This is a genomic window from Brachybacterium sp. GPGPB12 (assembly GCF_038396325.1).
Lineage (GTDB): Bacteria > Actinomycetota > Actinomycetes > Actinomycetales > Dermabacteraceae > Brachybacterium > Brachybacterium conglomeratum.
Window position 1 is genome coordinate 1,352,573 of sequence record NZ_CP149573.1, and the last position, 22,349, is coordinate 1,374,921.

At 74.5% G+C, this 22,349-nt stretch carries 23 protein-coding genes, 7 pseudogenes and 1 riboswitch; of the genes and pseudogenes, 10 read left to right on the forward strand and 20 right to left on the reverse strand.

The window, feature by feature from the left end:
- Nucleotides 1-68: 68 nt before the first annotated feature.
- A complete protein-coding gene (locus WKH84_RS07655; protein WP_341856190.1) occupies nt 69-722 on the forward strand; it encodes a C-terminal helicase domain-containing protein in 654 nt (217 codons plus the stop codon).
- Nucleotides 723-1,066: 344 nt separating this feature from the next.
- On the opposite strand, the gene rpsI is transcribed toward WKH84_RS07655, so the two are convergent.
- From rpsI to truA, 3 genes and pseudogenes are all read right to left on the reverse strand, one after another.
- Nucleotides 1,067-1,567 (reverse strand): 30S ribosomal protein S9, encoded by a 501-nt coding sequence (rpsI, locus tag WKH84_RS07660; protein ID WP_341856191.1) that lies wholly within the window; start codon nt 1,565-1,567, stop codon nt 1,067-1,069.
- Nucleotides 1,568-1,618: 51 nt separating this feature from the next.
- Entirely contained in the window at nt 1,619-2,062 is a 444-nt protein-coding gene (gene rplM / locus WKH84_RS07665; protein WP_341856192.1) for a 50S ribosomal protein L13, read from the reverse strand.
- Between the two features lie 432 nt (nt 2,063-2,494).
- A pseudogene (gene truA / locus WKH84_RS07670) lies at nt 2,495-3,361 on the reverse strand (tRNA pseudouridine(38-40) synthase TruA); the annotation flags it as partial.
- Nucleotides 3,362-3,464: 103 nt separating this feature from the next.
- On the opposite strand from truA, the gene purD reads away from it, so the two are divergent.
- Nucleotides 3,465-4,751, forward strand: coding sequence for a phosphoribosylamine--glycine ligase (gene purD, locus WKH84_RS07675; protein ID WP_341856193.1), 1,287 nt, complete (start codon nt 3,465-3,467; stop codon nt 4,749-4,751).
- Nucleotides 4,748-5,673: pseudogene (locus tag WKH84_RS07680) on the forward strand (phosphoribosylaminoimidazolesuccinocarboxamide synthase). The gene purD and the pseudogene WKH84_RS07680 overlap by 4 nt, the downstream one beginning before the upstream one ends.
- 21 nt (nt 5,674-5,694) lie before the next feature.
- On the opposite strand, the gene WKH84_RS07685 reads toward WKH84_RS07680, so the two are convergent.
- From WKH84_RS07685 to WKH84_RS07720, 8 genes and pseudogenes are all read right to left on the reverse strand, one after another.
- The gene (locus tag WKH84_RS07685; RefSeq protein ID WP_341856194.1) at nt 5,695-6,744 is read right to left on the reverse strand and encodes a CbiQ family ECF transporter T component; all 1,050 of its coding nucleotides are present in this window, start codon (nt 6,742-6,744) and stop codon (nt 5,695-5,697) included.
- Entirely contained in the window at nt 6,639-7,157 is a 519-nt protein-coding gene (locus WKH84_RS07690; RefSeq protein WP_341856195.1) for an ATP-binding cassette domain-containing protein, read from the reverse strand. Before WKH84_RS07690 ends, WKH84_RS07685 begins: the two co-directional genes overlap by 106 nt.
- A gap of 59 nt (nt 7,158-7,216) precedes the next feature.
- Nucleotides 7,217-7,648 (reverse strand): ATP-binding cassette domain-containing protein, encoded by a 432-nt coding sequence (locus WKH84_RS07695; protein ID WP_341856815.1) that lies wholly within the window; start codon nt 7,646-7,648, stop codon nt 7,217-7,219.
- Nucleotides 7,649-8,187: 539 nt separating this feature from the next.
- Nucleotides 8,188-8,508 (reverse strand): ECF transporter S component, encoded by a 321-nt coding sequence (locus WKH84_RS07700; RefSeq protein WP_341856816.1) that lies wholly within the window; start codon nt 8,506-8,508, stop codon nt 8,188-8,190.
- A 64-nt stretch (nt 8,509-8,572) separates the two neighbouring features.
- Nucleotides 8,573-8,890: pseudogene (locus tag WKH84_RS07705) on the reverse strand (ECF transporter S component); the annotation flags it as partial.
- On the reverse strand, nt 8,887-9,654 hold the full coding sequence (locus WKH84_RS07710) for a YkoF family thiamine/hydroxymethylpyrimidine-binding protein (protein ID WP_341856196.1): 768 nt from the start codon (nt 9,652-9,654) through the stop codon (nt 8,887-8,889). The gene WKH84_RS07710 and the pseudogene WKH84_RS07705, both read right to left, overlap by 4 nt.
- A 37-nt stretch (nt 9,655-9,691) precedes the next feature.
- Nucleotides 9,692-9,800: riboswitch (TPP riboswitch) on the reverse strand.
- Nucleotides 9,801-9,849: 49 nt separating this feature from the next.
- Nucleotides 9,850-10,458, reverse strand: a complete 609-nt coding sequence (locus tag WKH84_RS07715; RefSeq protein ID WP_341856197.1) for a protein-L-isoaspartate carboxylmethyltransferase — start codon at nt 10,456-10,458, stop codon at nt 9,850-9,852.
- Nucleotides 10,459-10,465: 7 nt separating this feature from the next.
- A complete protein-coding gene (locus WKH84_RS07720) occupies nt 10,466-11,218 on the reverse strand; it encodes an MBL fold metallo-hydrolase (RefSeq protein WP_341856198.1) in 753 nt (250 codons plus the stop codon).
- Between the two features lie 217 nt (nt 11,219-11,435).
- Here WKH84_RS07720 and purS point away from each other — a divergent pair, with 217 nt between their 5' ends.
- Both purS and purQ read left to right on the forward strand, forming a co-directional pair.
- Complete coding sequence (gene purS, locus WKH84_RS07725; protein ID WP_341856199.1) at nt 11,436-11,705, forward strand: phosphoribosylformylglycinamidine synthase subunit PurS; 270 nt, start codon at nt 11,436-11,438, stop codon at nt 11,703-11,705.
- Nucleotides 11,705-12,408: pseudogene (gene purQ / locus WKH84_RS07730) on the forward strand (phosphoribosylformylglycinamidine synthase subunit PurQ); the annotation flags it as partial. The gene purS and the pseudogene purQ, both read left to right, overlap by 1 nt.
- A 107-nt stretch (nt 12,409-12,515) precedes the next feature.
- On the opposite strand, the gene WKH84_RS07735 reads toward purQ, so the two are convergent.
- The 5 genes and pseudogenes from WKH84_RS07735 to WKH84_RS07755 all read right to left on the reverse strand — a co-directional run bounded on the left by WKH84_RS07735 (nt 12,516) and on the right by WKH84_RS07755 (nt 14,954).
- Nucleotides 12,516-12,863, reverse strand: a complete 348-nt coding sequence (locus WKH84_RS07735; protein ID WP_341856817.1) for a methyltransferase — start codon at nt 12,861-12,863, stop codon at nt 12,516-12,518.
- The gene (locus tag WKH84_RS07740; RefSeq protein WP_341856200.1) at nt 12,767-13,297 is read right to left on the reverse strand and encodes a hypothetical protein; all 531 of its coding nucleotides are present in this window, start codon (nt 13,295-13,297) and stop codon (nt 12,767-12,769) included. The genes WKH84_RS07735 and WKH84_RS07740 overlap by 97 nt, the downstream gene beginning before the upstream one ends.
- Nucleotides 13,294-13,761, reverse strand: coding sequence for a hypothetical protein (locus WKH84_RS07745; protein WP_341856201.1), 468 nt, complete (start codon nt 13,759-13,761; stop codon nt 13,294-13,296). Before WKH84_RS07745 ends, WKH84_RS07740 begins: the two co-directional genes overlap by 4 nt.
- Nucleotides 13,700-14,098 (reverse strand): annotated as a pseudogene (locus WKH84_RS07750) (hypothetical protein); the annotation flags it as partial. The pseudogene WKH84_RS07750 and the gene WKH84_RS07745, both read right to left, overlap by 62 nt.
- Nucleotides 13,989-14,954: a pirin family protein gene (locus tag WKH84_RS07755; RefSeq protein ID WP_341856202.1), complete on the reverse strand. Its 966-nt coding sequence runs from the start codon at nt 14,952-14,954 to the stop codon at nt 13,989-13,991. The gene WKH84_RS07755 and the pseudogene WKH84_RS07750, both read right to left, overlap by 110 nt.
- 77 nt (nt 14,955-15,031) lie before the next feature.
- Here WKH84_RS07755 and WKH84_RS07760 point away from each other — a divergent pair, with 77 nt between their 5' ends.
- On the forward strand, nt 15,032-16,003 hold the full coding sequence (locus WKH84_RS07760; RefSeq protein ID WP_341856203.1) for a serine hydrolase domain-containing protein: 972 nt from the start codon (nt 15,032-15,034) through the stop codon (nt 16,001-16,003).
- A 26-nt stretch (nt 16,004-16,029) separates the two neighbouring features.
- Here WKH84_RS07760 and WKH84_RS07765 read toward each other — a convergent pair whose 3' ends face one another.
- Entirely contained in the window at nt 16,030-16,428 is a 399-nt protein-coding gene (locus WKH84_RS07765) for an MmcQ/YjbR family DNA-binding protein (RefSeq protein ID WP_341856204.1), read from the reverse strand.
- Between the two features lie 88 nt (nt 16,429-16,516).
- Between WKH84_RS07765 and WKH84_RS07770 the strand changes: the two genes are divergently transcribed.
- The 4 genes and pseudogenes from WKH84_RS07770 (at nt 16,517) to WKH84_RS07785 (ending at nt 17,827) form a co-directional block, all read left to right on the forward strand.
- Nucleotides 16,517-16,717, forward strand: coding sequence for a hypothetical protein (locus WKH84_RS07770; protein WP_341856205.1), 201 nt, complete (start codon nt 16,517-16,519; stop codon nt 16,715-16,717).
- 149 nt (nt 16,718-16,866) lie between these two features.
- A complete protein-coding gene (locus WKH84_RS07775) occupies nt 16,867-17,313 on the forward strand; it encodes a nucleoside hydrolase (protein ID WP_341856206.1) in 447 nt (148 codons plus the stop codon).
- Nucleotides 17,313-17,356 (forward strand): annotated as a pseudogene (locus WKH84_RS07780) (hypothetical protein); the annotation flags it as partial. The gene WKH84_RS07775 and the pseudogene WKH84_RS07780, both read left to right, overlap by 1 nt.
- A gap of 39 nt (nt 17,357-17,395) precedes the next feature.
- Nucleotides 17,396-17,827 (forward strand): nucleoside hydrolase, encoded by a 432-nt coding sequence (locus WKH84_RS07785; RefSeq protein WP_341856207.1) that lies wholly within the window; start codon nt 17,396-17,398, stop codon nt 17,825-17,827.
- Between the two features lie 19 nt (nt 17,828-17,846).
- Here the strand turns inward: WKH84_RS07785 and WKH84_RS07790 are convergent, their stop codons facing one another.
- The 3 genes and pseudogenes from WKH84_RS07790 to WKH84_RS07800 all read right to left on the reverse strand — a co-directional run bounded on the left by WKH84_RS07790 (nt 17,847) and on the right by WKH84_RS07800 (nt 22,335).
- A complete protein-coding gene (locus tag WKH84_RS07790; protein WP_341856208.1) occupies nt 17,847-18,665 on the reverse strand; it encodes an HNH endonuclease signature motif containing protein in 819 nt (272 codons plus the stop codon).
- A gap of 33 nt (nt 18,666-18,698) precedes the next feature.
- Nucleotides 18,699-20,999, reverse strand: a complete 2,301-nt coding sequence (locus tag WKH84_RS07795; protein WP_341856209.1) for a MaoC/PaaZ C-terminal domain-containing protein — start codon at nt 20,997-20,999, stop codon at nt 18,699-18,701.
- Nucleotides 20,996-22,335: pseudogene (locus tag WKH84_RS07800) on the reverse strand (3-oxoacyl-ACP reductase). Before WKH84_RS07800 ends, WKH84_RS07795 begins: the two are co-directional and overlap by 4 nt.
- Between the last annotated feature and the right edge of the window lie 14 nt (nt 22,336-22,349).

Genomic DNA, 22,349 nt, shown 5'->3' on the forward strand with positions numbered 1-22,349 from the left:
GCCGGAGAAGCACGAGGAGGTGCTCACGGTGACACTGTCGCCGCGAAGACCGCGCCGTCTACGACTCGGTGCTGCAGCGCGAGCGGAAGAAGGTGCTGGGCCTGATCGACACGGACCTGGACCGCTCCCGCTTCATCGTCTTCCGCTCCCTGACCCTGCTGCGGATGCTGGCGCTGGACCCCTCGCTGGTGGAAGCGGAGGAGTACGCGGACGTGCCCAGCTCCAAGCTCGAGGCGCTCTTCGACCGGCTCGAGGAGGTCATCGGCGACGGGCACCGGGTGCCGCTGTTCAGCCAGTTCACGACCTATCTCGACCGGGTCGCGGGCGAGCTCTCCGCGCGCGGGATCGACTTCGCGCATCTGGACGGCTCGACCCGGGACCGCGATGCGGCCGTCAGCGGCTTCCGCGAGGGGGACGCACCGGTGTTCCTGATCTCCCTGAAGGCGGGCGGCTTCGGCCTCACCCTCACCGAGGCGGACTACGTCTTCCTGCTGGACCCGTGGTGGAACCCGGCGGCGGAGAACCAGGCCGTGGACCGCGCCCATCGCATCGGACAGGACCGCCAGGTGATGGTGTACCGGATGATCGCCGAGGACACGATCGAGGAGAAGGTCCTCGCGCCGCAGCGCCGCAAGGCCGAGCTGTTCGACTCGCTCACCGACGGCGGGGAGGCCTTCCGCTCGGCCGTCACCGCGGAGGACCTGCGCGAGTCGCTGAGCTGACGAGCCGGCGCTGAGCGCCCCGCCGAGCTCGGGCGGGTTTCGCGGTCCGGGTCCCGACGGCCCCGGCCCTGGTCCGATTCCGAACCTGGCCCCTGCCGCGCCCGGCCAGCCGAGGTCGACTCCTGGCGCATGGCGTACCGGTACGGCGATATAGGCGTACTGGTACGCCATACGCCACCACCTGACCACCCCCGCCCCGGCGACCGACTCCACCACCGACCTCGCTCCCGGCACGCCGCGATGCCTCGCCCGCGAACCGCCCTGGACGCGACGATGCCCCCGACCCGGAGGTCGAGGGCATCGTGCGTACTGCGCAGGTGGGGCGGAGCGCCGCTCCGCGCCGATCAGCGCTTGGAGTACTGCGGCGCCTTGCGGGCCTTCTTGAGGCCTGCCTTCTTGCGCTCGATGATGCGCGCGTCGCGACGGAGGAAGCCGGCCTTCTTGAGGGTCGGGCGGTTGTGCTCCTCGTCGATCTGGTTCAGCGCGCGGGCGACGCCGAGGCGCACGGCCCCGGCCTGGCCGGACGGGCCGCCGCCGTTGAGGCGCACGATCACGTCGAAGCGGCCCTGGAGCTCGAGGACCGTGAACGGGTCGTTGACCTCCTGCTGGTGCGGCTTGTTCGGGAAGTAGTTCTCGAGCGAGCGGCCGTTGATGGTCCACTGGCCGGAGCCGGGGACCAGGCGGACACGGGCGATCGCACGCTTGCGACGGCCGGTGCCGTAGCCGGGGGCGGTGGCCGACTGGCCGGTGCCGACGGCGGCCTCGCCGGTCGACTCGGTGGTGAAGCTCGAGGGGGCCGACTCGTCGGTCACGGCCTCGAGGGACTCGGGGGTGGTCTCAGTCACGGTTCTCCTTGGTTCTTCCGTGCGGCAGGGCGGAGTGGCGGGAGCCCCCGCTTACTGCGCCACCTGGTCGATGGTGAAGGGGACGGGTCGCTGAGCGCTGTGGGGGTGCTCGGAACCCGAGTAGATCTTGAGCTTCTTGATCTGCTGATCAGCGAGCTTGTTCTTGGGGAGCATGCCGCGGATGGCCTTCTCCACTGCCTTCTCGGGATTCTTCTCGAGGAGCTCGGAGTAGGGGACGCCGCGGAGGCCGCCCGGGTAGCCGGAATGGCGGTAGGCGAGCTTCGCCTCACGCTTGTTGCCGGTCAGCGCGACCTTGTCGGCGTTGATGATGATGACGAAGTCGCCCGCATCCACATGGGGTGCGAAGACCGGCTTGTGCTTCCCCCGCAGGAGCTGGGCGACCTGGGAAGCGAGCCGGCCGAGGACGACATCCGTTGCGTCGATGACGTACCAGGAACGCTCGACATCGCCGGGCTTCGGGGTGAACGTACGCACTCGTGCCTTCTTCTCTCGTGGTGGTGCCAGGTCGGCAGGACGCCGTCCGGGCACGGTTCGAATGGACCGTGGGCACGCTTCCTTCGGGTAAAAGCATGGCCCCTGTGGCTGTACCCGGCCCGCTCCGCTGACCATGCGACGGCGGGCCTGGATGTGGGTGAGATCCCGATCGCGCCGCACCGTGAGAGAACGGCGCCGGAGTCGGGCACACATCGAGGCACAACGACCGCTCATCCTACGGGCCGCGCGGAGGGAGCGTCAACGCAGGACGTGGCCGGGGAGTGTGATCTCCGACCGGTCTCGCGGCGGCCCGCTCGCGCCCGCCGGTGGGTGCTCGCTCGCGGCCGGCCGCGGCCGCTCGTGGCCGGCCGCGGCCGCTCGCGCCCGAGCGCTCACTCCGCGACGGCGACGTCCTCGACCGCGCGGCGGCGCGCGGAGGGTGCGCGTGCGGGCGGCCCAGGCGGCGAGCTCCTCGTCGGGCGGATAGGCGACGTGGTCGAGGGTCAGGCCCTGCGGCGGGCAGAGCGGGGCGGCGCCGGCCCCGTCCCGGGTCGAGGACTCGCGGGTGCGGGCGGCGAGGACCTCGGCGGGCCAGCTCTCGGGGCGCCGCCCCTCTCCCACCCCGAGCGCCGCGCCGACGAGGGAGCGGACCATGTGGTGGCAGAACGCGTCGGCGACGACGGTCGCGACGATCAGGCCCTCGTCGGCCCGCCCCTCTCCGGGCCGCTCCCAGCGCAGCTCCCGCGGCTCGCGCACCGTGGTCGCGCCCTCGCGCGGGCGGCAGTAGGAGAGGAAGTCGTGCTCGCCCAGCGGCGGCTCGCTCGCCCGCGCCATCGCCTGCACGTCCAGCGGCCGACGGTGGCGCGGCGACGTCTCGTCGCAGCGGGTCGTGGGCGGCGGGGCCGTCGGAGATCCGGTAGCGGTAGCGGCGCCACAGCGCCCCGAAGCGGGCGTCGAACTCGGAGGTGACCTCGCGGGCGACGTGGACGACGACGTCGTCCGGCGACACCCCGGCCAGGCGCGTGACGAGCGCCTCGGCGGGGCGCGGTCGGAGCGTCCGGGGATCGTGGCGAGCACGTCGCGGGGCAGGTCGAGGTGGCAGACCTGGCCGCGGGCGTGGACGCCGGCGTCGGTGCGGCCGGCGACGGTGACCCTCGTGGGCACGCGCGCGATGCGTGAGAGGGCGGCCTCGAGCTCGCCCTGGACGGTGCGCTGACCGGGCTGGGCGGCCCAGCCGTGGAAGTCGGTGCCGTCGTAGGAGAGGTCCAGGGCGCGACCGTGCGGTGGCGGGGGCGGGATCCGGGATCTCTGCGGGCATGCGCTCGATCGTAACGGCGGCCCCGGTCCTCCGCAGTGCGGGCACCTCATCGGGATCGGCACGGCGCTGGTTACGCTGGCCCGCGTGAAGATCCTCGTCATCGGCTCCGGAGGCCGCGAGCATGCGATCATCCGTCGCCTCGCCGCCGACCGCCCTGCCCCCGAGCCGCACGCCGCCCCCGGCAATCCCGGGATCGCGCGGCTCGCGACCTGCCACGACGTCGCCGTCGCGGACCTCGCCGGCCAGGTGCTCCTGGCCGACGAGCCGCGGCCCGACCTGGTGGTGATCGGCCCGGAGGCACCGCTGGTCGCGGGTGCCGCGGATCGCCTGCGCGAGGCCGGGCACACCGTGTTCGGCCCCTCCGCCGAGGCCGCGAACCTCGAGGGATCCAAGTCCTGGGCGAAGGAGATCATGGCCGCGGCGGGCGTGCCGACCGCCGCCTCCGTCACGGTCACCGCGCCCGAGCGACTCGACGCGGGCCTGGACCGCGTGAATCCGCTGGGCGATGTGCCCTTCGTGGTCAAGGCCGACGGTCTCGCCGCCGGCAAGGGCGTCGTGGTCACCCCCGCCCGGGACGTCGCCGTGGCGCATGCCGAGACCGTGCTCGCCTCGGGCGGCCAGGTCGTGCTCGAGGAGTACCTCGACGGCCCCGAGGTGTCGCTGTTCTGCGTGAGCGACGGCACGCGGGTCCTGCCGCTGGCCCCCGCGCAGGACTTCAAGCGCGCGCTCGACGGCGACGAGGGCCCCAACACCGGCGGCATGGGCGCCTACTCCCCGCTTCCCTGGGCCCCCGAGGGCCTGGCCCGGGAGGTCGTGACCGCCGTCGCCCAGCCCACGATCGACGAGCTCGCCGCCCGCGGCATCCCCTTCTCCGGGATCCTGTACTGCGGGCTCGCCCTCACCTCCCGCGGCCTGCGCGTGGTGGAGTTCAACGCCCGCTTCGGCGATCCCGAGACCCAGGTGGTCCTCGAGCGCCTCGCCTCCCCCTTCGCGCCGCTGCTGCTGGCCGCCGCGCAGGGCGACCTCTCCGACGTCGGCGCCCCCGAGTGGGTCGAGGGCGCCGCGGTGACGGTGGTGGTGGCCTCGGCCGGCTATCCCGTCTCCGCGCAGATCGGTGATCCGATCACCGGGATCGAGGAGGCCGAGCGCCTCGGCGCGCACGTGATCCACGCGGGCACCGCTCTGGATGCCGACGGGAGGCTGGTCAGCGCCGGCGGCCGGGTCCTGACGGTGGTCGGCGCCGGCGCGGACCTCACGGTCGCCCGTGAGCTCGCCCTCGCCGGCGCTCGCGCGATCGAGCTCGAGGGCTCCCACCACCGCGGCGACATCGCCCTCGCCGCCGCCACCGCCGAGGGGAGCATGAGCGCATGAGCACCGTCTCCTCCTCCGATGCGCCGCTGATCGAGGCCCCGGACCTGCCGGGCTGGGACCACGTCGTCTCCGGCAAGGTGCGCGAGCTGTACGTCCCCGCCGGCGCGGATCCCGCGACCGCCGAGGAGGTGCTGGTGCTGGCGACCGACCGCATCAGCGCCTACGACCACTCGCTCCAGCCGGGGATCCCGGACAAGGGCCGCCTGCTCACCGGGATCAGCCTGTTCTGGTTCGAGCGGCTCGCGGACCTCGTCCCCCACCATGTGCTCTCCGCGGTCGACGTGCCGGAGCAGGTGGCCGGGCGGGCGGCGCGGCCGCCGCGGCCTGGACATGGTGCCGCTGGAGTGCATCGCCCGCGGCTACCTGACGGGCTCGGGCCTGGCCGACTACCGGGCCGGCGGCTCGGTGGGCGGGCACGTGGCGCCGTCCGGGCTGGTGGAGGCCTCGCGCCTGGACCCGGCGCTGTTCACCCCGTCGACGAAGGCGGAGGCCGGGGCGCACGACGAGAACATCACCGTCGCCCAGGCCCGGGACCTGCTCGGGGCGGAGCTGACCGAGCGGCTCGAGCGGATGACCCTCGCGGTCTACGAGCGGGCGCGCTCCCTCGCCGGGGAGCGCGGGATCGTGCTGGCGGACACGAAGCTCGAGTTCGGCCGCTCCCGCACCGACGGCACGCTGGTGCTCGGTGACGAGGTGCTCACCCCCGACTCCTCCCGCTTCTGGTCCGCGGACACCTACCAGGAGGGCCGCGTCCAGCCGAGCCTGGACAAGCAGTTCGTGCGCGACTGGCTCACCTCTCCCCGCCTCCGGCTGGTCGAAGGGCTCGGACACCCCGCCGCCCGAGTCGCCCGCCGAGGTGGTCGCCCAGACCCGTGCCCGCTACGTCGAGGCCTACGAGCGTCTGACCGGCACGAGCTTCTGAGGCGCCCGTCCGGCCCTTCGCTCAGCCGGCGAGGACCAGCACCGCGGCGACCGCGAGCACGACCCCGACCACGAGCGCGCCGTCGGCCCGGGTGAGCGCGGCGGTGCGCCACTGCGTGCGCTCCCCCGTGCCCAGGCCCCGGCTCTCGAGCGCGAAGGCGATCCTGGTCGAGGAGCGGATCGCGTCGACGAGCGGCGCGAAGGCGCATCGCGCCATCGTCCGCGGCCCGAGCCGGGCGGGGTTTCCGTCGGCCGACGCGGGCCGGCGCGGCCGGTGGGCGCGGGTGATCGTCGTCCAGCGCCGCGGCAGGTCCTCGAGGAGGCGCTGGCCGGCCAGGAGCGCGAGCGCGATGCGGGCCGGGAGACGGGCATGGGTGCGCAGGCTGGTCATGGTGCGGCCGGGGTCGCTCGCGCGCACGACGGCGACCGCGCCGAGCCCGATCACCAGCGCCCGCGGCGCGAGCGCGGCACCGAGCACGATCCCCTCGCTGGTCACGCGCACGGGAAGGTCGGGCCACGGCTCGTGGCCGGGTCGGCTGAGCACGTTGACCATGAACACCCCGGCCGCGAACAGCACGAACGGCGCCTGCGCACGGGCGAGCGCGAGCGGGCCGAGGCGGAGCCCGAGCATCGTCCCCGCGGCCAGCGGCGCGTAGAGCACCAGCGGCGGCGCGGGGTCGGTGAGCGTGATGCAGACGATGCTGAGCGCCGTGAGCAGGCCGAGCGGCACGGTCGGATCGCGCCTCGCGAGCGGGGCCCGCGGCAGGGCGGGCGGGTCGAGCGCCGTCCGCGGCGCCGGGTCGTCAGCGTGTGCGGAGCCCGGCCGGTCCGCGACCCGCGGCCCGGCCCGGCGCAGCGGCGCGTCATCCGCCAGCAGGTCGCTCGGGGCGAGGGGGCCGACGAGCCGTCCGTCCGCGATCACCACGACCTCGTCCGCGACCTCGAGGCTCCGCAGGTCGTGGGTGGTCATGACCACGCCGCGTCCCGCCTCGGCCGCCTCCCGCAGGAGGGCGAGGACGGCCTCGTGCGCGGCGCGGTCCAGGCCGTAGCCGGGCTCGTCGGCCAGGAGCACCGGGCGGTCGGCGAGCGCATCGCGCCGAGGGAGAGGCGGCGCTGCTGCCCGCCGGAGAGGCGGTAGGGGCTCTGCGCCGCGTGGTCGGCGAGGTCGAGGCGCTCGAGCATCGCGCGCCGCACGTCGTGCGAGGCCCCGCTCGCGGAGAGCTCGTCCTCGACGGTGTCGGCGACGAACTGGGACTCGGGCCGCTGGAGGACGAGGCCCGCCGCCGCGCCCTCGAGCGTCCCGGCACGCAGGGGGTCCAGCCGGGAGAGGGCGCCGAGGAGCGTGGACTTCCCGGCGCCGTTGCGGCCGACGACCGCGAGCAGACGCCCGGCGCGGATCTCGAGGTCCGCGGCGGTGAGCACGGCATCCTCGCCCCGACCCGACGGGCCGGGCGGGCCGAGCGTCGCGCCCCGGAGATGGAGCAAGCACCTCCGAGCGAGGTGTCGCGGACGCCGAGGGCACGGAGACGGCGGATCCAGCCGGTTCAGCAGATCCAGCGGGCTCGGCCGGCCACGACCCGCCGATCCGCTCCTCGATCTCGCGCGGCGACCAGCACCCCTGCTCCCGCAGGGCGCGTCCGTGGGCGGTGAGCACCTCCCGCGTCGGCCCGTCGGCGAGCACCCGGCCGGAGCGATCCAGCGCCACGGTCCGCGCGGGGAGCCCGTCCAGGCCCCGCTCCCCCGCCCATTCGTCGAGACGGTGCTCGACCAGCAGCAGCCGCGCGACCGGTCTGATCCGTCGCGGCGTCGACGGCGCCCCGCACCGCGGCCACGCCCTCGGCGTCGAGCATGGCGGTGGGCTCGTCGAGCAGGAGCAGACGGGGCCGCGCGGCGATCGCGGCGGCGAGCGAGGCCCGCTGCAGCCGCCCGCCGGAGAGCGTCGCGGCGGAGCGGTGCGCGAGCTCGCCCACGCCCATCGCGCTGAGAACCTCGTGGACCCGCGGCCCGATCCGCTCCGGAGGCGTGCAGGCGCTCTCGAGCGGGAGCGCGACGTCGTCGGCGATCAGCGGGAGGCAGACCCCGTCGACCGGGTCCTGGCCGAGATGGCCGAGCACGGGTGCGGTCGCGAGGACCCCGCCCGCCACCGGGTCGATCACGCCCGCACCCTCGGCGACGCCATCGGCCGCACCGACGGCCGTGCCTCCGGCCGTGCCGTCGGCCGGGTCCCCGGCCGTGCCGTCGAACAGACGCACCGTTCCGGTGACCCGACCGCGCTGATGGGACGGGATCGCCCCGGCGAGCACCCGCAGCAGGGTCGACTTGCCCGAGCCGGACGGTCCCAGCAGCGAGCACCTGCTCGCCCGCACGGATCTCCCCGCTCCAGGGGCCGACACCGGCCCTCGAGGGCGACACCGCCTCGAGCCCCTCGGCCACCAGAACCCGGGGATCCCCGGCGGTGACCGGGGACCGGACCGGGCTCTGCTCCTGCACCGGGGCCGCTCCCGCGGCGTGCGCCTCAGCGGACACGGCGCTCGGGGATCGGTGCCGCGTCCGCGGCGCCGATCGCGAAGTCGGCGAGCACGCCGGTGCGCTCGAGCGCGCGGACGATCACCTTCGCCAGCAGTCCGCCGAGCACGATCCCGGACAGCACCTGCACGCCGAGCCGGAGCGCGAGCAGGTCCTGGCCGTACCAGCCCATCCGGTACGCGGTCCAGAAGAACACCAGACCCGCGCCGAGCGCGCCGGAGGCGGCGAACACGCCCCAGCCGAAGCGGCGATAGCGGGTCAGGGCGAAGGGCGACTCGGAGCCGATCCCCTGCGCCGCCGCGGAGAGCAGCGAGCAGGGGGCCGACGGGGTCGCCGAGGAAGACCACCTCGATGATCGCGGCGAGCATCTCGGCGAGGATCCCCACGCCCGGGCGGCGCAGGATCGCGATCGCGACCGGCGCCACCAGCGACCAGGAGCCGAACACGAGGTGCTGGGCGAGGTCCCCGGCCGGGCCCATCGCGATCGCCAGGCCGTTCCAGGCCTGCACGAACACCCAGTACAGGAACCCGAACACGACGCCGAGCACCACCACGAGCACGAGCTCGCGCAGGCTCAGCGGGGTGCGGCGACGGGACGTGCCGGCAGAGGCGGTCGCGCCGACGTCGGCGGGCGCCGCGTCGGGAGCGGCGGACTCGTGCGCGGGCGCGGCGGTGCCGTGCTCCTCGGTCATCGCGCATCCTCCCGGCCCTCGTCGTCGCCGCCCGGTGCGTCGGCGCCCGCCGCGAGCTCCCGCACCTCGTGCGAGGGGCTGTTCAGCGAGAGGGTGAGGTGGCTGGTGACGTGCTGGACGCCGCGGCCGACGAGCGACCAGCCGGCGAGCGCGGTCGCGATCACGTCGCCGGCGTCGCCCTCGAGCCGGGTGACGAAGTGCTCGGAGCCGCGGAAGGTGCCGAGGTCCTTCGCATGCTCGATCGCGGCGTAGATGTCGCGCATGTGATCGGGGGCGGTGCCGTCGACGGCGACCTCGTCGGCCAGCGGGTACAGGGCCCACTCGGCGCTCGCGAAGCGACCGGTGCGGCGCGGGCGCGGCACCTCGGTCGCGCGGGGGCCCGCGCCGCCGGGCGACTCGCAGGCCACCTCGCCGGGGCGACCGCGCGAGAGGAGCACGGAGAGGGTCGCGTGGTGACCGGTGCGGGCGAGGGCCTCGGCCAGGTCGATCAGGGCGCGCTGGAGGTGGGTCTCGTGGCCGCCGAGATAGGTCGAGACGTCCCCGGTCTCGTGCACGAGGCCGGTGAGGTCCAGCCGGGAGAGCGCATCGGTGAGGATCCTGGCGTAGTCCTCGCTCATCACGGCGGCGGTGACGCGGGCGCCGACGCCGAAGCCGAGCGGGGTCGCGGTCGGGTCGTCGACGGTCGCGGCAGACTCGGCGGACACGCCGGGCGTCCAGGCGGCGTCCTCGGTCGCGGAGGAGGTGCGGGCGGGCGATGAGGTCACAGTCCATGCCTTTCGTACGGGCACGGGCGCGCGGCGACGATCGCTCGGCGGAGCTCCCTGCGCCGGCATGATCCGGATCAGGTTCTACGGTCGGAGTTCGAGTACTCCCTCTCAGCCCGGCCTACCGGACTCCCGTGCACGCCCCACACCCTACCGGTCCCGCCCGGCGCACGCCCCTCGTGTCCAGCGCTGCTGTCAGCGGGTCGTCTGCGGATCCTCGACGAGGGGGACGAAGAGATAGGCGCCGTGCTCGCTCACGGTGACCCCCTCGCCGTGACGCTCCAGGCGCGGCATCCGCTCGCGCACGGGGATCACCATCACGCCGCCGTCCGCGAGGCGCGCGACGAGGCTCTCCGGCACGGCGTCGGCCTGCGCGGAGACGAGGATCCGGTCGTACGGCGCGTCCTGCGGCGCGCCGAGCACGCCGGGGTGCGCGAGACGGATCTCGGCATCCGCCGTCCCCGCGTCCGCTGTCCCGGCGAGCGCGGCCCGGGCCGGACCGATCAGCTCGGCGCGCCGCTCGACGCCGATCACCCTCCCCTCCGGTCCGCACAGCCGGGCCAGCGGCGCCGTCGTCCACCCCGATCCCGCGCCGAGGTCGAGCACTCGCTGCCCCGGTCGCACGTCGAGCAGGGCGAGCATGTTCCGCACCGTCGTGGGCTGGGAGTTCGTCTGGTCGTGACCGATCGGCAGGGGCCGGTCCTCGCCGGCGAGCCCCCGCGGCTCCTCGGGGAGGAACCGTCGCCGGTCGGTCGCCGCGAGCGCCTCCTCGAGGCGGCGCTCGCCGCCGGCCCGGTGCGACATGTCGCCGTCAGCTCCGGGCGACCTCGACGACGCCGTCCTCCGGCCAGTCCCTCACCTCGGTGCCCTCGGGGGCGAGGTTCGTGGCCTGGCGCAGGTAGATCGGTCGTCCGAGGTCGCTCGCGACCGCGTCGTGGACGGGCAGGGCGAGTCGCGGGCCGACGGCGCGGAGGAACTCGATGGTCTCGGACATCTTCGACCAGGGCGCCGTGACGGCGAAGGCGAGGACGTCGATGCCGTGGAACTCGGGGACCGGCTCGAGGGAGTCCCCGGTGATGCCGAGCCGCGGCCCGTCCCCGGCGGACAGGACGATCCCGCAGTTCCCGATCCGTGGGATGTCGGGGTGGATGATCGCGTGGCGTCCGCCGACGGCCTCGAGCCGGAGCGACGGGTGGTCGCCGACGGGTGTGAAGCGGTGCGCCTCCCCGGCCGCGAGCGGGATCACCCGCTCCTGCGCGACGAGGGGTCCGCCGCTCCCCTCGCCGGCGCCGTCGTCGGAGGCATCGGCGGCGGTGAGCATCCGGGCGGTCTCCGGCTCGGCGATCACCTCGGCGTCGGACGCGGCGGCGAGCACCTCGCCCAGCGGCGCGGGGTCGACGTGGTCGGGGTGCTGATGGGTGATCACCACGGCGTCGAGGCCCGCGAGCTCCTCGGCGCCCAGGCCCCGCACCGCGTCGGCGCTGAAGCCGCCCGGATCCACGAGCAGGCGTCGCCCGGCGGTCTCCACGAGCAGGCAGGAATGGACGAGGTGGCGGATCTTCATCGGGTCCTCCCGGGAATCGAGGTCGCGTGCCTCGAACCTAGTCCCCCTCGGCCGGGACGTGCCAGGGCGGAGGGGGTCGTCCGGTCGGGAGGCACCGCCGTGGGCGCCCCGTCGGCACGGCCGCGTTCCTCGGTACGATGGGATTCTCGGGCCGTGCCCGAGCACCAGCCCCCGGCACGCCGCCGCGCGCGCCACACGTCCCCTCAGGAGTGCCCCCATGCCACGTGTCGTGGTCCACGTCATGCCGAAGCCGGAGATCCTCGACCCGCAGGGCAAGGCGGTCGCCGCCGCGGCGCCCCGTCTGGGCTTCGAGGGCATCGCCTCGGTGCGCCAGGGCAAGCGGTTCGAGCTCGAGGTCGAGGGCGAGGTCACCGACGAGGTGCTCGCCTCCCTGCGCGAGGCCGCCGAGACCCTGCTGTCGAACCCGGTGATCGAGGACGTCGTCTCGATCGACGTGGAGGACCCCTCCGCGAAGGGCGCGGCCTGATGCGCATCGGTGTGGTGACCTTCCCCGGCACGCTCGACGACCGCGACGCGCGCGCGCCGTGCGGCTCGGCGGCGCCGAGCCGGTCGCGCTGTGGCACGGCGATGACTCGCTGCACGAGGTCGACGCGGTCGTGCGCGCCCGGCGGCTTCTCCTACGGCGACTACCTGCGCGCGGGGGCGATCAGCCGCTTCGCCCCCGTGATGGACAAGGTGGTCGACGCCGCGAACGGCGGCATGCCCGTCCTCGGCATCTGCAACGGCTTCCAGATCCTCTGCGAGACGCATCTGCGCCCGGCGCGATGATCAAGAACGCGCATCGCGCGTTCATCTGCCGCGACCAGCCGCTGGCCGTGGAGAACAACCGCACCGCCTGGACCTCCGGCTACGAGGCCGGCCAGGTCATCCGGGTGCCGCTGAAGAACCAGGACGGCCAGTACGTGGCCGACGAGCGCACCCTGGCCCAGCTCGAGGACGAGGGCCGTGTGGTCTTCCGCTACGCCGCCGGTGCCACCCACGGCCCGGCCGGCTTCGAGCAGAACCCCAACGGCTCGCGCCACGACATCGCGGGCGTCACCAACGCCGCGGGGAACGTCGTGGGTCTCATGCCGCACCCGGAGCACGCGGTCGAGCCCGGCTTCGGGCCCGACGAGCCCGGCGCGGGCACCCGCACCGGCACCGACGGACTGACCATGTTCAGCTCGGTCGCGCGCGCCTGGTGGCCTGAGCGGCGACATCGCCTCGCCGTCCCCGAGGCCCGGTCACGGCGACCTCCTCCCCGGGAGCGGCCTGCGCTGTCAGGCCCTGACCGCGCTCAGCACCGTGAAGCGGCGGTCGCGGGCGCGCTGGCGGACGGCACCGAAGCGGGCCTCGAGCTCGGGCCGGTAGCGCAGGTGGGAGTTGTGCACGAACCACAGCGCCCGCCGGGGCGCGGCACGCGGGCCGCGGCGTCGAGGAGGCCCTGGACGAGCGTCGCGTCGACCACGGTGCCGTCGTGGAAGGGCGGGTTCAGCGGCACCAGGTCGGCGCTCGCCTCCTCGCACCGGGAGAGCGAGACGTCCCAGGTCACCTCCACCCCTTCGCGGTCCAGTCCGGTGGCGGCGAGGGTCGCGCGGGTCGAGGCGACCGCATCGGCGTCGTCGTCGCTGCCGAGCACCCGCATCCCCAGCGCGCGGCGGCGAGATACGCGGTGAGCAGACCGTTGCCGCGGCCGAGGTCGACCGCGAGGGGCAGGTCGCCGGCGTCCCCGTCCGCGCGGGCCATCGCGTTCTCCCCGGCTCCGTCCTCTGCGGCGGTGCCGGACCGCTCGTCTCCCGTCGCGAGCTCCCCGCCGACGACCGCTCGATCGAGCGCCTCGAGCGGCAGGAGGGAGCCGGCGTCGGCCCGGGCCCCGCCGAACACGCCGCCGAGGCCGCGCAGTGCGAGCGCCTGCACCTGACCGCGCACCGCGATGCGCGCCTCACCGGTCGCGGGTCGCGCGGCGTCGACGTCGGCGCGCGGGCCGGAGGCGACGAGGGCGCGGGACTTGCCCAGTCCGCGCGAGCCGCGCACCTCGGAGAACACGGCGGCGAGGGTGTCGTTCTGGGAATGGGTCATGTGCTTGACGCGGCCGCCGGCGACGAGGGTGAGGTCGTCCCGCCCGCGCGCTCCGCGACGACCGCGAGGCGTCGGGCGAGGTCCTCGAGCGCGGCGAGGGACTTCGGCAGACGGGCCAGCGCGAGATGCGCCTCGGCCCCGGCCGCGAACTCCTCGAGCGGGGCGGGCTCCGCATCCGTCGGCAAGACGAGGCGCCCGGCCTCGAGCGAACCGGGCAGCAGCGCGGCGAGCGCGTCGGTCTCCGCGCGGGAGCTGGTCCAGGACAGGACCCGCGCGCCGGGGCGGTCGGAGAGGAGCTCGAGCGCCTCGGCGGTGAGCACACCGGTCGTATCCCCGATCACGAGCATGTCGCAGGGGCGACCGATCTCGCCGTGCTCCTGGGCGGCGCGCAGGATCACCCGCTCAGTCTGGTCGGGGGCGGGGAGCTCGTCGGTCGGCTCGGGCTGGGCAGCGGTGCTGGTCATGAGGTCTCTCGTGCAGTGGGATGGAGGGCAGGGACGTCGGGTGCAGGGCGGGCCGTGCGGCGTTCCTCGGGGGCGGGGGCGCGGCCCTCGCGTCGGTCTCAGGCGGGCATGCCCCGCCGTCCGCGCGAGCGCAGGCGCCCGCCGGGCGCCTCGGGGCGGGCGGCGCGGCGGGGGTGTGCGGGGCGAAGGGGCCGAACTGCTCGTCGTCCTCGGCGAGTCCCCCGCGCTCACGGGCGCTCTGCGCGATCGGGGCGTTCTCGAGTGCGAGCTCGACGCCGATCTCGGCCTGGTAGCGGGCGCGGAACGCCTCGATCTCCTCGTGGGAGCGGCCCACGAAGTTCCACCACATGATGATGTCCTCGCCCAGGGGCTCGCCGGAGAGCAAGCATCAGGCGGAGGTCCTCGTCGCCGGTCACCTCGATCTCGAGGTGGTCGACGTCGTCGGGCAGGACCATCAGCTCGCGCGGCGCGACATCGGCGCGCAGCGACCGGGCCGACGACTCGTCGTTCGTTCCGCCCGTCGCAGGTCCCGTCCCGCGGGCCGTCGTGAGCCGCGCGGTGCCGCGGTCCACGAGCACGCCGTGCTCGTGGCCCGGGTCGAGGTCGAGCCGCGGCGTGCTCCCGCCACGCGGCTCGAGCTGGGCCATGCCGAGGTCCGTGTCGGTGACGACGGGGCTCGCGTCCTCGAGCAGGTCCCCGTCGCCGTCCACGCCGTGCGGCGTCCCGAGGCCCACGCGGGCGCGGGCCGTGCCGGTCGCGACCTCCGTCGGGGTGTGGACGAGGAACTCCTGCTCGCGGAAGCGGGTCCGGTCCGGCAGGGCGTACCAGAGCTGGACGCCGTGCGGCACGGTGGTGTCGTTCGCGGAGAACTCCGAGTGGGTGATGCCGGAGCCGGCGACCATGAGGTCCACGTCGCCGGGCCGCACCAGGGCGTGGGCGCCGATCGAGTCGCGGTGGGTGATCGCCCCGTCGAACAGCCAGGACACGGTCGCGAGCCCGGTGTGCGGGTGGCGGGCCACGCGCATCCCGTCGGTCGCGGAGACGTCGTCGGGACCGAAGTGGTCCACGAAGCACCAGGCGCCGATGAGGGAGGTGCGCCGGGCGGGCAGGGTGCGGTGCACGGTCATGCCGCGCGGTCCGCCGAGCGGGACCTCACGCGGCTCCAGCAAGACGAAGTCCTCGAAGGTGGTCATGGTCCGAGTCTAGGCGGCGGGGTGGTCCGCACGGCCGGCCCTGTCCCGGCTGTCGACCGCACCCCTACGCTGTGTCCATGTCGCCGCCGACCTCGCCCGCCGTCCGACTGCTCGAGTCCGCGATCGATGCGGGGACCGTGCCCGGCGGGATCATCGCGCACGGGCGGGATCCCGAGCCCGTCGCCCGCGGGGCGGTCGCGCCCGGGGGTGCGGCGTTCCCGGCCGACGCGATCGTGCGCATCCAGTCGATGACCAAGGCGATCCAGGCCGTCGCGGCGGCGCGCCTGGTCGAACGGGGCGTGCTCGCGCTCGACTCCCCGGTCGTTCCCTGGCTCCCCGAGCTCGCCGCCCCGCGCGTGCTCCCCCGTCCTGACGCCGACCTCGACCAGGCCGTCCCCTCCCCCACCGAGATCACGCTCCGTCATCTGCTGACCTGCACCTCCGGGCTCGGGATCGCGACCGCGGAGGGTCCTCTGCAGCGGGCGATGGCGGAGTCCGGCCTCGAGGCGGGCTCGGCGCCGTGGACCCTCGCGGCCGACGAATGGCTCGCGGCGCTCGGCGCGCCGCCGCTGGCGGGCGAGCCCGGTCGGGTGTGGCGCTACCACCACTCCTTCTCCGTGCTCGGGATCCTGCTCTCCCGGGTGACCGGATCGCCGCTGGACGCGCACCTGCGCGCGGACCTGCTGGATCCGCTCGGGATGGTCGACACCGGCTCCTTCGTGCCCGCGGCGCAGAGTCACAGACTGCCGCCCGCCTTCACCGTCGAGGACGGCGAGCCGGCGGAGACGACCGATCAGGTGCCCTCGTCCGTCAAGCGGCCCGACTCGTTCTACCCCGGCTTCTGGGACGGGACGGGCTGGGGCTTCGGCGTCTGCGTCGTCACGGACGGGGAGCATCGCGGCCGCTGGCGATGGTCGGGCGGCTTCGGCACGGACTTCTTCGTCGACGCCGACGGGACGATCGGGTCGCTGCTCGCGCAGGTCGAGATCGGCGAGCATCTGATGCCGCTGCTCGAGGCGTTCCAGGACCTGCCGACGCCGCCGAACTGAGTCGGGCCCGACCTCTCGCCTGCGGCTCAGCCCTCCCGCGCCTCCAGCTCCGCGATAAGCCGCGCCGGAGCGACGGTGCGATAGGACTCCTCGATCAGCTCGGCGAGCTCGACGAGGTCGGTCGCCTCGTCCAGGTCGATGCCGAGCCAGCCCGACGGCCCGAGATAGGCGGGCACGTAGCTGCGGGGCTCCTCGGCGAGCGCGGCCCGTTCCCGGGGCGGGAGGTGCAAGATCACGGACTGCTCATGAAGAACCCACTCCCCGTCGACCTTGAGGGATCCGCCGTAGTAGCAGTGCACCTTCACGGTGTGGAAGGCGGGCCGACCGTGGCTGATCTTCTCCCTTGCCCCTGGCAGGGCGAGGGCGATCTCCCGGACGCGCTCGAGCCACGGATCGTCGTCGTCGAACATCTGCGGATGCGCCATGGAGAGATCCTCCGCCCTCCTGCGACCCGAGGGAAGGGATTTCCGGGAGCGGCCTCTGTCGCGCCGGGGAGCATGGTGGGATGGGCTCATGGACACCGCGCCCTTCGTCGTCCTCCTGCTCTTGGCGCTGATCGATCTCGTCCTCGCGGCCTGGTTCATCGGCCAGGGCCTTCGAGCCGGGGCGAACTCCGCCGAGGGCAGGCCCCGACTGCTGGTGGGGAGCATGCTGATCCCGGGCGCGCTCCTCATCGCCGGCCTCGCGTTCGCCCTGTTCGGGCCGCTGGGCTGACGAATTCCAGCGCCCCGAGAGCCCGGCGCTCTCCGCTTGTCGCACGATACGGGCGTCACCGGTCCGAGTCCGCACCGACGGGCGGCGCCCGCTGCCCCGACCGGTCGGCGGCCGGATCACGAGCGTCCGTGCCTCCGTAGGCTGACCCCATGGCACTCTCCCTCCTGGTCGACTGCGACACCGGCATCGACGACGCGATCGCCCTGACCTATCTCGCCTGCCGTGACGACGCGGAGATCGCCGGGATCGTCTCGACCGGCGGGAACGTCCCGGCCGCGACCGTGCACCGCAACAACCTCGCGCTCTCGGAGCCGCTGGGCCTGGACGCACCGGTCGCCCTCGGCGCGGACCGTCCGCTGGTCGAGCCGCCGATGTTCGCCGACGACACCCACGGCCCGGGTGGGCTCGGCCACGCCGTGTCGCCCGAGGCCGCGCGCGCGGAGCATCCCCGCACGGGGGCGCGGCTGTGGGTGGACCTGGCGCGGGAACGGCCCGGGGAGCTCGTCGGCCTGGTCCTCGGCCCGCACACGAATCTCGCACTCGCCCTCGAGATCGAGCCGGAGTCGCCGCGGTCGCTGCGCCGGTCGCGCACGTGATGGGCGGTGCGATCAACCATCGCGGCAACACCGGTGCGACCAGCGAGTGGAACATCGCGGTGGACCCGGAGGCGGCGCGCGCGTGCTCGCGGCCTTCGCCTCGGCGCCGCAGCCGCCGGTGCTGGGCGCGCCGCAGGCGACCGAGCAGATCGTCTTCACCGGGGCGGAGCTCGAGCGGCTCGAGGCCCTCGCCGCCCGCTCGGCGCGACCGGTCGCGCGGATCCTCGCCGATGCGGTGCGCTTCTACTTCGAGTTCCATCAGGCTGACGGCTTCGGCTGGACCGCGCACGTGCACGATCCGCTGGTCACCGCCCATGCCCTGACCGGCGAGTTCGCGAGCACTCGGCCGCTCCCCGTGGACGTCGAGCTCGCAGGGACGCTCACCCGTGGCCAGACCGTCGGCGACGAGCTGGGGCGATGGGGTCGGGGACCGACGGTTGAGCCGCTCGACGAGGTCCGGCCCGCCGAGTTCGTCGAGCACCTGCTGGGGACGCTCGAGGCCGGGCTGGGCTGAAGGTGCCGACGGCTCGGTCTCAGGCCGCGTCCTGCTCCGGTGGCCGTGCGCGTGAGCCAGTGGGCGGCAGGACCACGAGGTAGTCCACCCGGGCCGCTCTTCTCCCTGCGGGAGGATCCGGCCGCGCTGTGCCCCGCGGTCGCGACGTCGTGGGCTCTGCGTCGGGAGCGGACCCTTCGCCGAGAGACCGCGCGTCCTCGGGACGCACCTCGGAAGCCCGCACCTCGCCGTCCTCCTCCACTGCCTCCACTGCACGGAGCTCCGGCGGCGCGAGGAGTCGGTGCACCGGGGTGAGCCCGTCTTGGTCGGGCTCCGCGGCGGCTCTCTCGTCGACGTCCGGGACCGCCGGTGTCTTTCCCGCCTTCCGCAGCGCCGTGCCGACGGGATCGAAGTTCACGCCGCGCCGCCTTGCGGTCTGTCCGTAGCGGGTCGTCCATTCGACGGTGCGTCGTGTGCCGTCCTCGTCGGTGACCACGCGGGCTGTCGCGCCCGCCGCCTCCTTCTGGTTGTCGGCGGCGCAGAGCCCGTTGCCGTTGTCGAGGCTCGTCGGCCCGCCCTGCGACCAGGGGACGATGTGGTCGATCTGCCGGATGCTCGCGTCGCAGTGCGGAGCGCGGCAGGTCTGGTGCGCGTAGCGGATGAGGCGGCCGAGGCCGGTGGGGAACGCCCGCGCCCGGGACTCCACGGCGACGAGTCGCCCGTCCTCCGCGTCCTGGAGGAGCTTCCGCAGGGCGAGGACGACCTCGGGGTCCGGGTGCTCGAGCGCGCGCGGCGATCTCCTCGCGGATGTGCACGTACGGGACCGCGCCGAGGCCCTCCACGGTCGCGGGGTCGGCATGGCCGGGCGCGAGCAGGGAGCGGTCGGTGATGATCACGCCGATGTCGACCACGGGCGCTCACCTCCCTCGCCGCGGCCGAGGACCGTGTCGGCGAGGAGATCGGCCATGATCTGCTGGTGACCGCGCCGGTCACCGTCGGCCCGCGACCTCTCGGCGGCCACCGACAGCGTCTTGCGTATCCGCGCGGCGTCGAGGCCGGGCAGATGCGCGGTCAGCGTCGCCATGCCGTGCCGTCCGCGGCGCACGGTGACGTCGCGCGCTCCCGGCGCGCCACGCGATGACGCGCGGCCGCACCCTCGGGGTCCAGTGCGTGGAGGATCCTCGTGGCCTCGTCGCCCCATTCCCCCGGTCCGCAGTCCTCGAGGTCCGCGAGATGCGCGCCGAGGATCCGGTCCACCTGCTCCCGCGCGCGGGCGTCGCCGGCCCCATCGCCCGTCCGACCTGGTGAGTCGCGGCGGGCATCGCCTGCCCCTGGGCGAGGGCCCGCGCACGCGCGGCATCGAGCGGACCAGCCGCCTGCACGAGGCCATGCTCTGCCCCGCGGCCGATGTGGACTTCTTCAGCGCGGCTGCAGCCTCTGCACGAGCGACCCTCTGCGCCTGCCGGGGCGTCTCCCCGCGCTCCAGGCTGTCGGCGGCGACCGCCGCCTCGAGACGGACGAGGGCACGCGCCTCGATCGCCGCCACCGCGCCGGAGAGCTTCCGCAGCTCCGTCAGCAGGGCGATCGTCCGCTGCGCGTCGAGCGCCTCGAGAACGGCCGATCCCCGCTCCCCGAGCCGTGCGAGAGCCGCCTCGGCCAGGACGACGTCGATGCCGTCGACGACGAGCTCCTCGACCCCCGCGACGAGGCTCGGCGTGCCACCGGGCCGACGGGACTCCCCGTCGGACTCCGGAGGCTCGACGGCCCCACTGCGCGAATCGAATGACATGCGTGTATTTTCGCATGTATGTTCGACGAACGAAAGAGCTGCGCCATCACTACTGATCAGTAGTCTGGAATTGTGGACAACCATCCTGTGTGGAGGAGGCAGAACGCTCACGCACTTCACAGCTCCGGGACCGAGCGCCGCGATCAGACCGAAGCGACAGACATGGCCAGCACGACACCGTTTCGAACACCGCCTGTCTCCTGTTCGCGTTGTCGACGGATCACCGCTCGAAGATTCAGCAGGAGCCCCGACAGCGAGAGCGGCGGTGGTCGACGGGAGCATCCCGTCGACCACCGCCTCTACAGACTCCGAGGCCGAGGCCTCCGGTCCCTCAGGGGCTCGCCCCCGCCCTGCCCACCGCTCACAGGATGAGCGGCGAGGGCACCGCCGAGACCGTCCTGACCCCGCCCCGTCTACCGCTCGAGCGTCGTCACCTCGACCTCGAAGCGGCCGCCGCGGCCCCTTCTCCCCGCGGGCGGGCTTCCAGCCCACGCACCGTGCGGTCCCGGCCGATGGATCGTCCTCGAAGGCGACGAGCACGGAGCCGGGCAGCGTGACCGGGGCGTCGAAGCTGACGTCCCAGCGCAGCGGCTTCGACAGGTCCACCCTCGCGTCGGTGAAGGCGCGCGAGGCGGTGTACATCCCGTGCGCGATCGCCGAGGGGAAGCCGAAGGCCTTTGCGGTGACGGCGGAGAGGTGGATCGGGTTCACGTCGCCGGAGACCGCGCCGTAGCGCCGTCCGGTGTCCGCACCGAGCACCCAGCGGCCCGTCGGATGCGGCGGTTCGAAGTCGCGCCGCGACCGCGCGTCGTCCGACGGCGCGGTGCCCGAGGGCTCCGCCGCGACCGGCTTCCCGCCCTTGACGAGATAGGTGGAGACGTCGGTGGCGATGATCTCGCCGTCCTCGCCGAGGATCGTCGAGACCGCCTCGAAGGTGCGGCCCTTGCGGTGCGGGCGTAGGTCCCGCACCCGGCACTCGACGTCCACGAGATCGTCCACCTTCACGGGCCGGTGCTGGAGCACCTGGTTGCGCAGGTGGACGAGGCCCAGCAGCGGGAAGGGGAAGTCGCGCCGGGCCATGAGCGCGAGCGAGACCGGGAAGGCGAGCACGTGCAAGACGCCGGGGTGGACCAGGTCCGTCGCGGGACCGCCCATCAGGTGGTCGAAGTCGCGGGCGCGCTCGGCGTCGATCCGCACCTTCCTCACCCGGTAGGCGATGTTCGGCGGCGTCTCCGCGCCGCCGGCCGAACCGCCCTTTCCACTCTTCCCGCGCTTCCCGCCGAGGCGGGAGCGGGGGTCGAGCGCGGCGGCGTAGATCGCGGGGAACGAGGGGACGTCGGAGAGGTCCTTGACCTGCTCCGGCGCGTTCTCGGCGTGCGCCGCGGCGCCCTGCCCCGCCCTCACTTGCCCACCATGTTCTGGCCGCACACGCGCAGGGTCTCGCCCTGCACGCCGCCCGCCTCGTCGCTCGCGAGGAAGGCGATCGCCTCGGCGACGTCGACGGGCAGGCCGCCCTGCTGCAGCGAGTTCACGCGCCGGGCGACCTCGCGGGTCAGCGGCGGAATCTTCGCGGTCATCTCGGTCTCGATGAAGCCGGGCGCGACCGCGTTCGCGGTGCCGCCGAGCGGGGCGAGACGACCCGAGAGCGCGTCGACGAAGGCCATCACGCCCGCCTTGGACGCGGCGTAGTTGGTCTGGCCGCGGTTGCCGGCGATGCCGCTGGTGGAGGCGAGCGAGACGATGCGCGGCGCGCGCCGAGCACGTCCCCGGCCTCGAGCAGGGCCTCGGTGAGCGCGATCTGGCTGGTGATGTTCACCGCGAGCACCGGGTCCCAGCGGTCCGGGGTCATGTTGGCGAACAGCTTGTCCCGGGTGATGCCGGCGTTGAGCACCAGCACGTCGAGGGTCAGCCCCTTCTCACGCAGGAACTCGACCACGCGGCGCCCGGCGTCGGCCGAGGTGACGTCGAGCTGGAGCGGGATCGCGCGCGCTCGTTGGCCAGGCGCGCGAGCTCGGTGCCCGCGCCGGGGACGTCGAGCACCACGAGCCGTGCGCCGTCGGCCGCGAGGGTGCGGGCGATCGCCGCGCCGATGCCGCGCGCGGCCCCGGTGACCAGCGCCGTGCGCCCGGCGAGCGGGAGCGAGGCGTTCTCGGTCGTCGCCGCCCGCCTCGGTGGAGACGGTCAGCGGCTGACCGGTGATGAAGGCGGCGCGGGCGGAGAGGAAGAAGCGCGGCGCGCCGACGGCGCCGGGGGCGTCGACACCGACCCCGTCTGCCAGCAGGATGCCGTTGGCGGTCGCACCGCCGCGCATCTCGTGCGCGACCGAGCGCAGGAACCCCTCGACACCGCCGCGGGCGGCATCGCGCGCAGGCTCCTCGCCCGTCGCCGGGCGGGAGATCGTCACCAGGCGCGCGCCCGGTGCGAGGGCGCGCATCGCGCCGGCGAGCGGGAGCAGCAGCGGCCCGAGCTCCGCGGGCGCGGAGAGCTCGTCGGCCACGACGATCACCGAGCCGATCGAGCGCAGGCCCTCGACACGGCGGCGCACGTCGACGCCGCCCTCGAGGAGTCGGTGGGCGACCGCGTCGGCGCCGGCCGAGGCGCCGAGCACGACGACGGGGCCGAGCACGGGCTCGGGGCGGTCCTCCCGGCGCAGGAGCCGGGAGGGGCGGGGCAGGCCCAGCCGCTTGGCGAGCATGCCGCCGGGGGCGGAGCGGATGAAGCGGGTGTAGGCGTCGGCCATGGGGACCTCCGTGA

Bases quoted from the DNA above. Each gene is read 5' to 3' on its own strand.
- WKH84_RS07695 (WP_341856815.1), bottom strand. From the start codon at position 7,648: ATGGGCGTGGGCGAGCTCGCGCACCGCTCCGCCGCGACGCTCTCCGGC.
- WKH84_RS07715 (WP_341856197.1), bottom strand. From the start codon at position 10,458: ATGTCGCACCGGGCCGGCGGCGAGCGCCGCCTCGAGGAGGCGCTCGCG.
- WKH84_RS07720 (WP_341856198.1), bottom strand. From the start codon at position 11,218: ATGAAGATCCGCCACCTCGTCCATTCCTGCCTGCTCGTGGAGACCGCC.
- purS (WP_341856199.1), top strand. From the start codon at position 11,436: ATGCCACGTGTCGTGGTCCACGTCATGCCGAAGCCGGAGATCCTCGAC.
- WKH84_RS07735 (WP_341856817.1), bottom strand. From the start codon at position 12,863: ATGCGGGTGCTCGGCAGCGACGACGACGCCGATGCGGTCGCCTCGACC.
- WKH84_RS07740 (WP_341856200.1), bottom strand. From the start codon at position 13,297: ATGACCCATTCCCAGAACGACACCCTCGCCGCCGTGTTCTCCGAGGTG.
- WKH84_RS07745 (WP_341856201.1), bottom strand. From the start codon at position 13,761: ATGACCAGCACCGCTGCCCAGCCCGAGCCGACCGACGAGCTCCCCGCC.
- WKH84_RS07755 (WP_341856202.1), bottom strand. From the start codon at position 14,954: ATGACCACCTTCGAGGACTTCGTCTTGCTGGAGCCGCGTGAGGTCCCG.
- WKH84_RS07760 (WP_341856203.1), top strand. From the start codon at position 15,032: ATGTCGCCGCCGACCTCGCCCGCCGTCCGACTGCTCGAGTCCGCGATC.
- WKH84_RS07765 (WP_341856204.1), bottom strand. From the start codon at position 16,428: ATGGCGCATCCGCAGATGTTCGACGACGACGATCCGTGGCTCGAGCGC.
- WKH84_RS07770 (WP_341856205.1), top strand. From the start codon at position 16,517: ATGGACACCGCGCCCTTCGTCGTCCTCCTGCTCTTGGCGCTGATCGAT.
- WKH84_RS07775 (WP_341856206.1), top strand. From the start codon at position 16,867: ATGGCACTCTCCCTCCTGGTCGACTGCGACACCGGCATCGACGACGCG.
- WKH84_RS07790 (WP_341856208.1), bottom strand. From the start codon at position 18,665: ATGCCGACCCCGCGACCGTGGAGGGCCTCGGCGCGGTCCCGTACGTGC.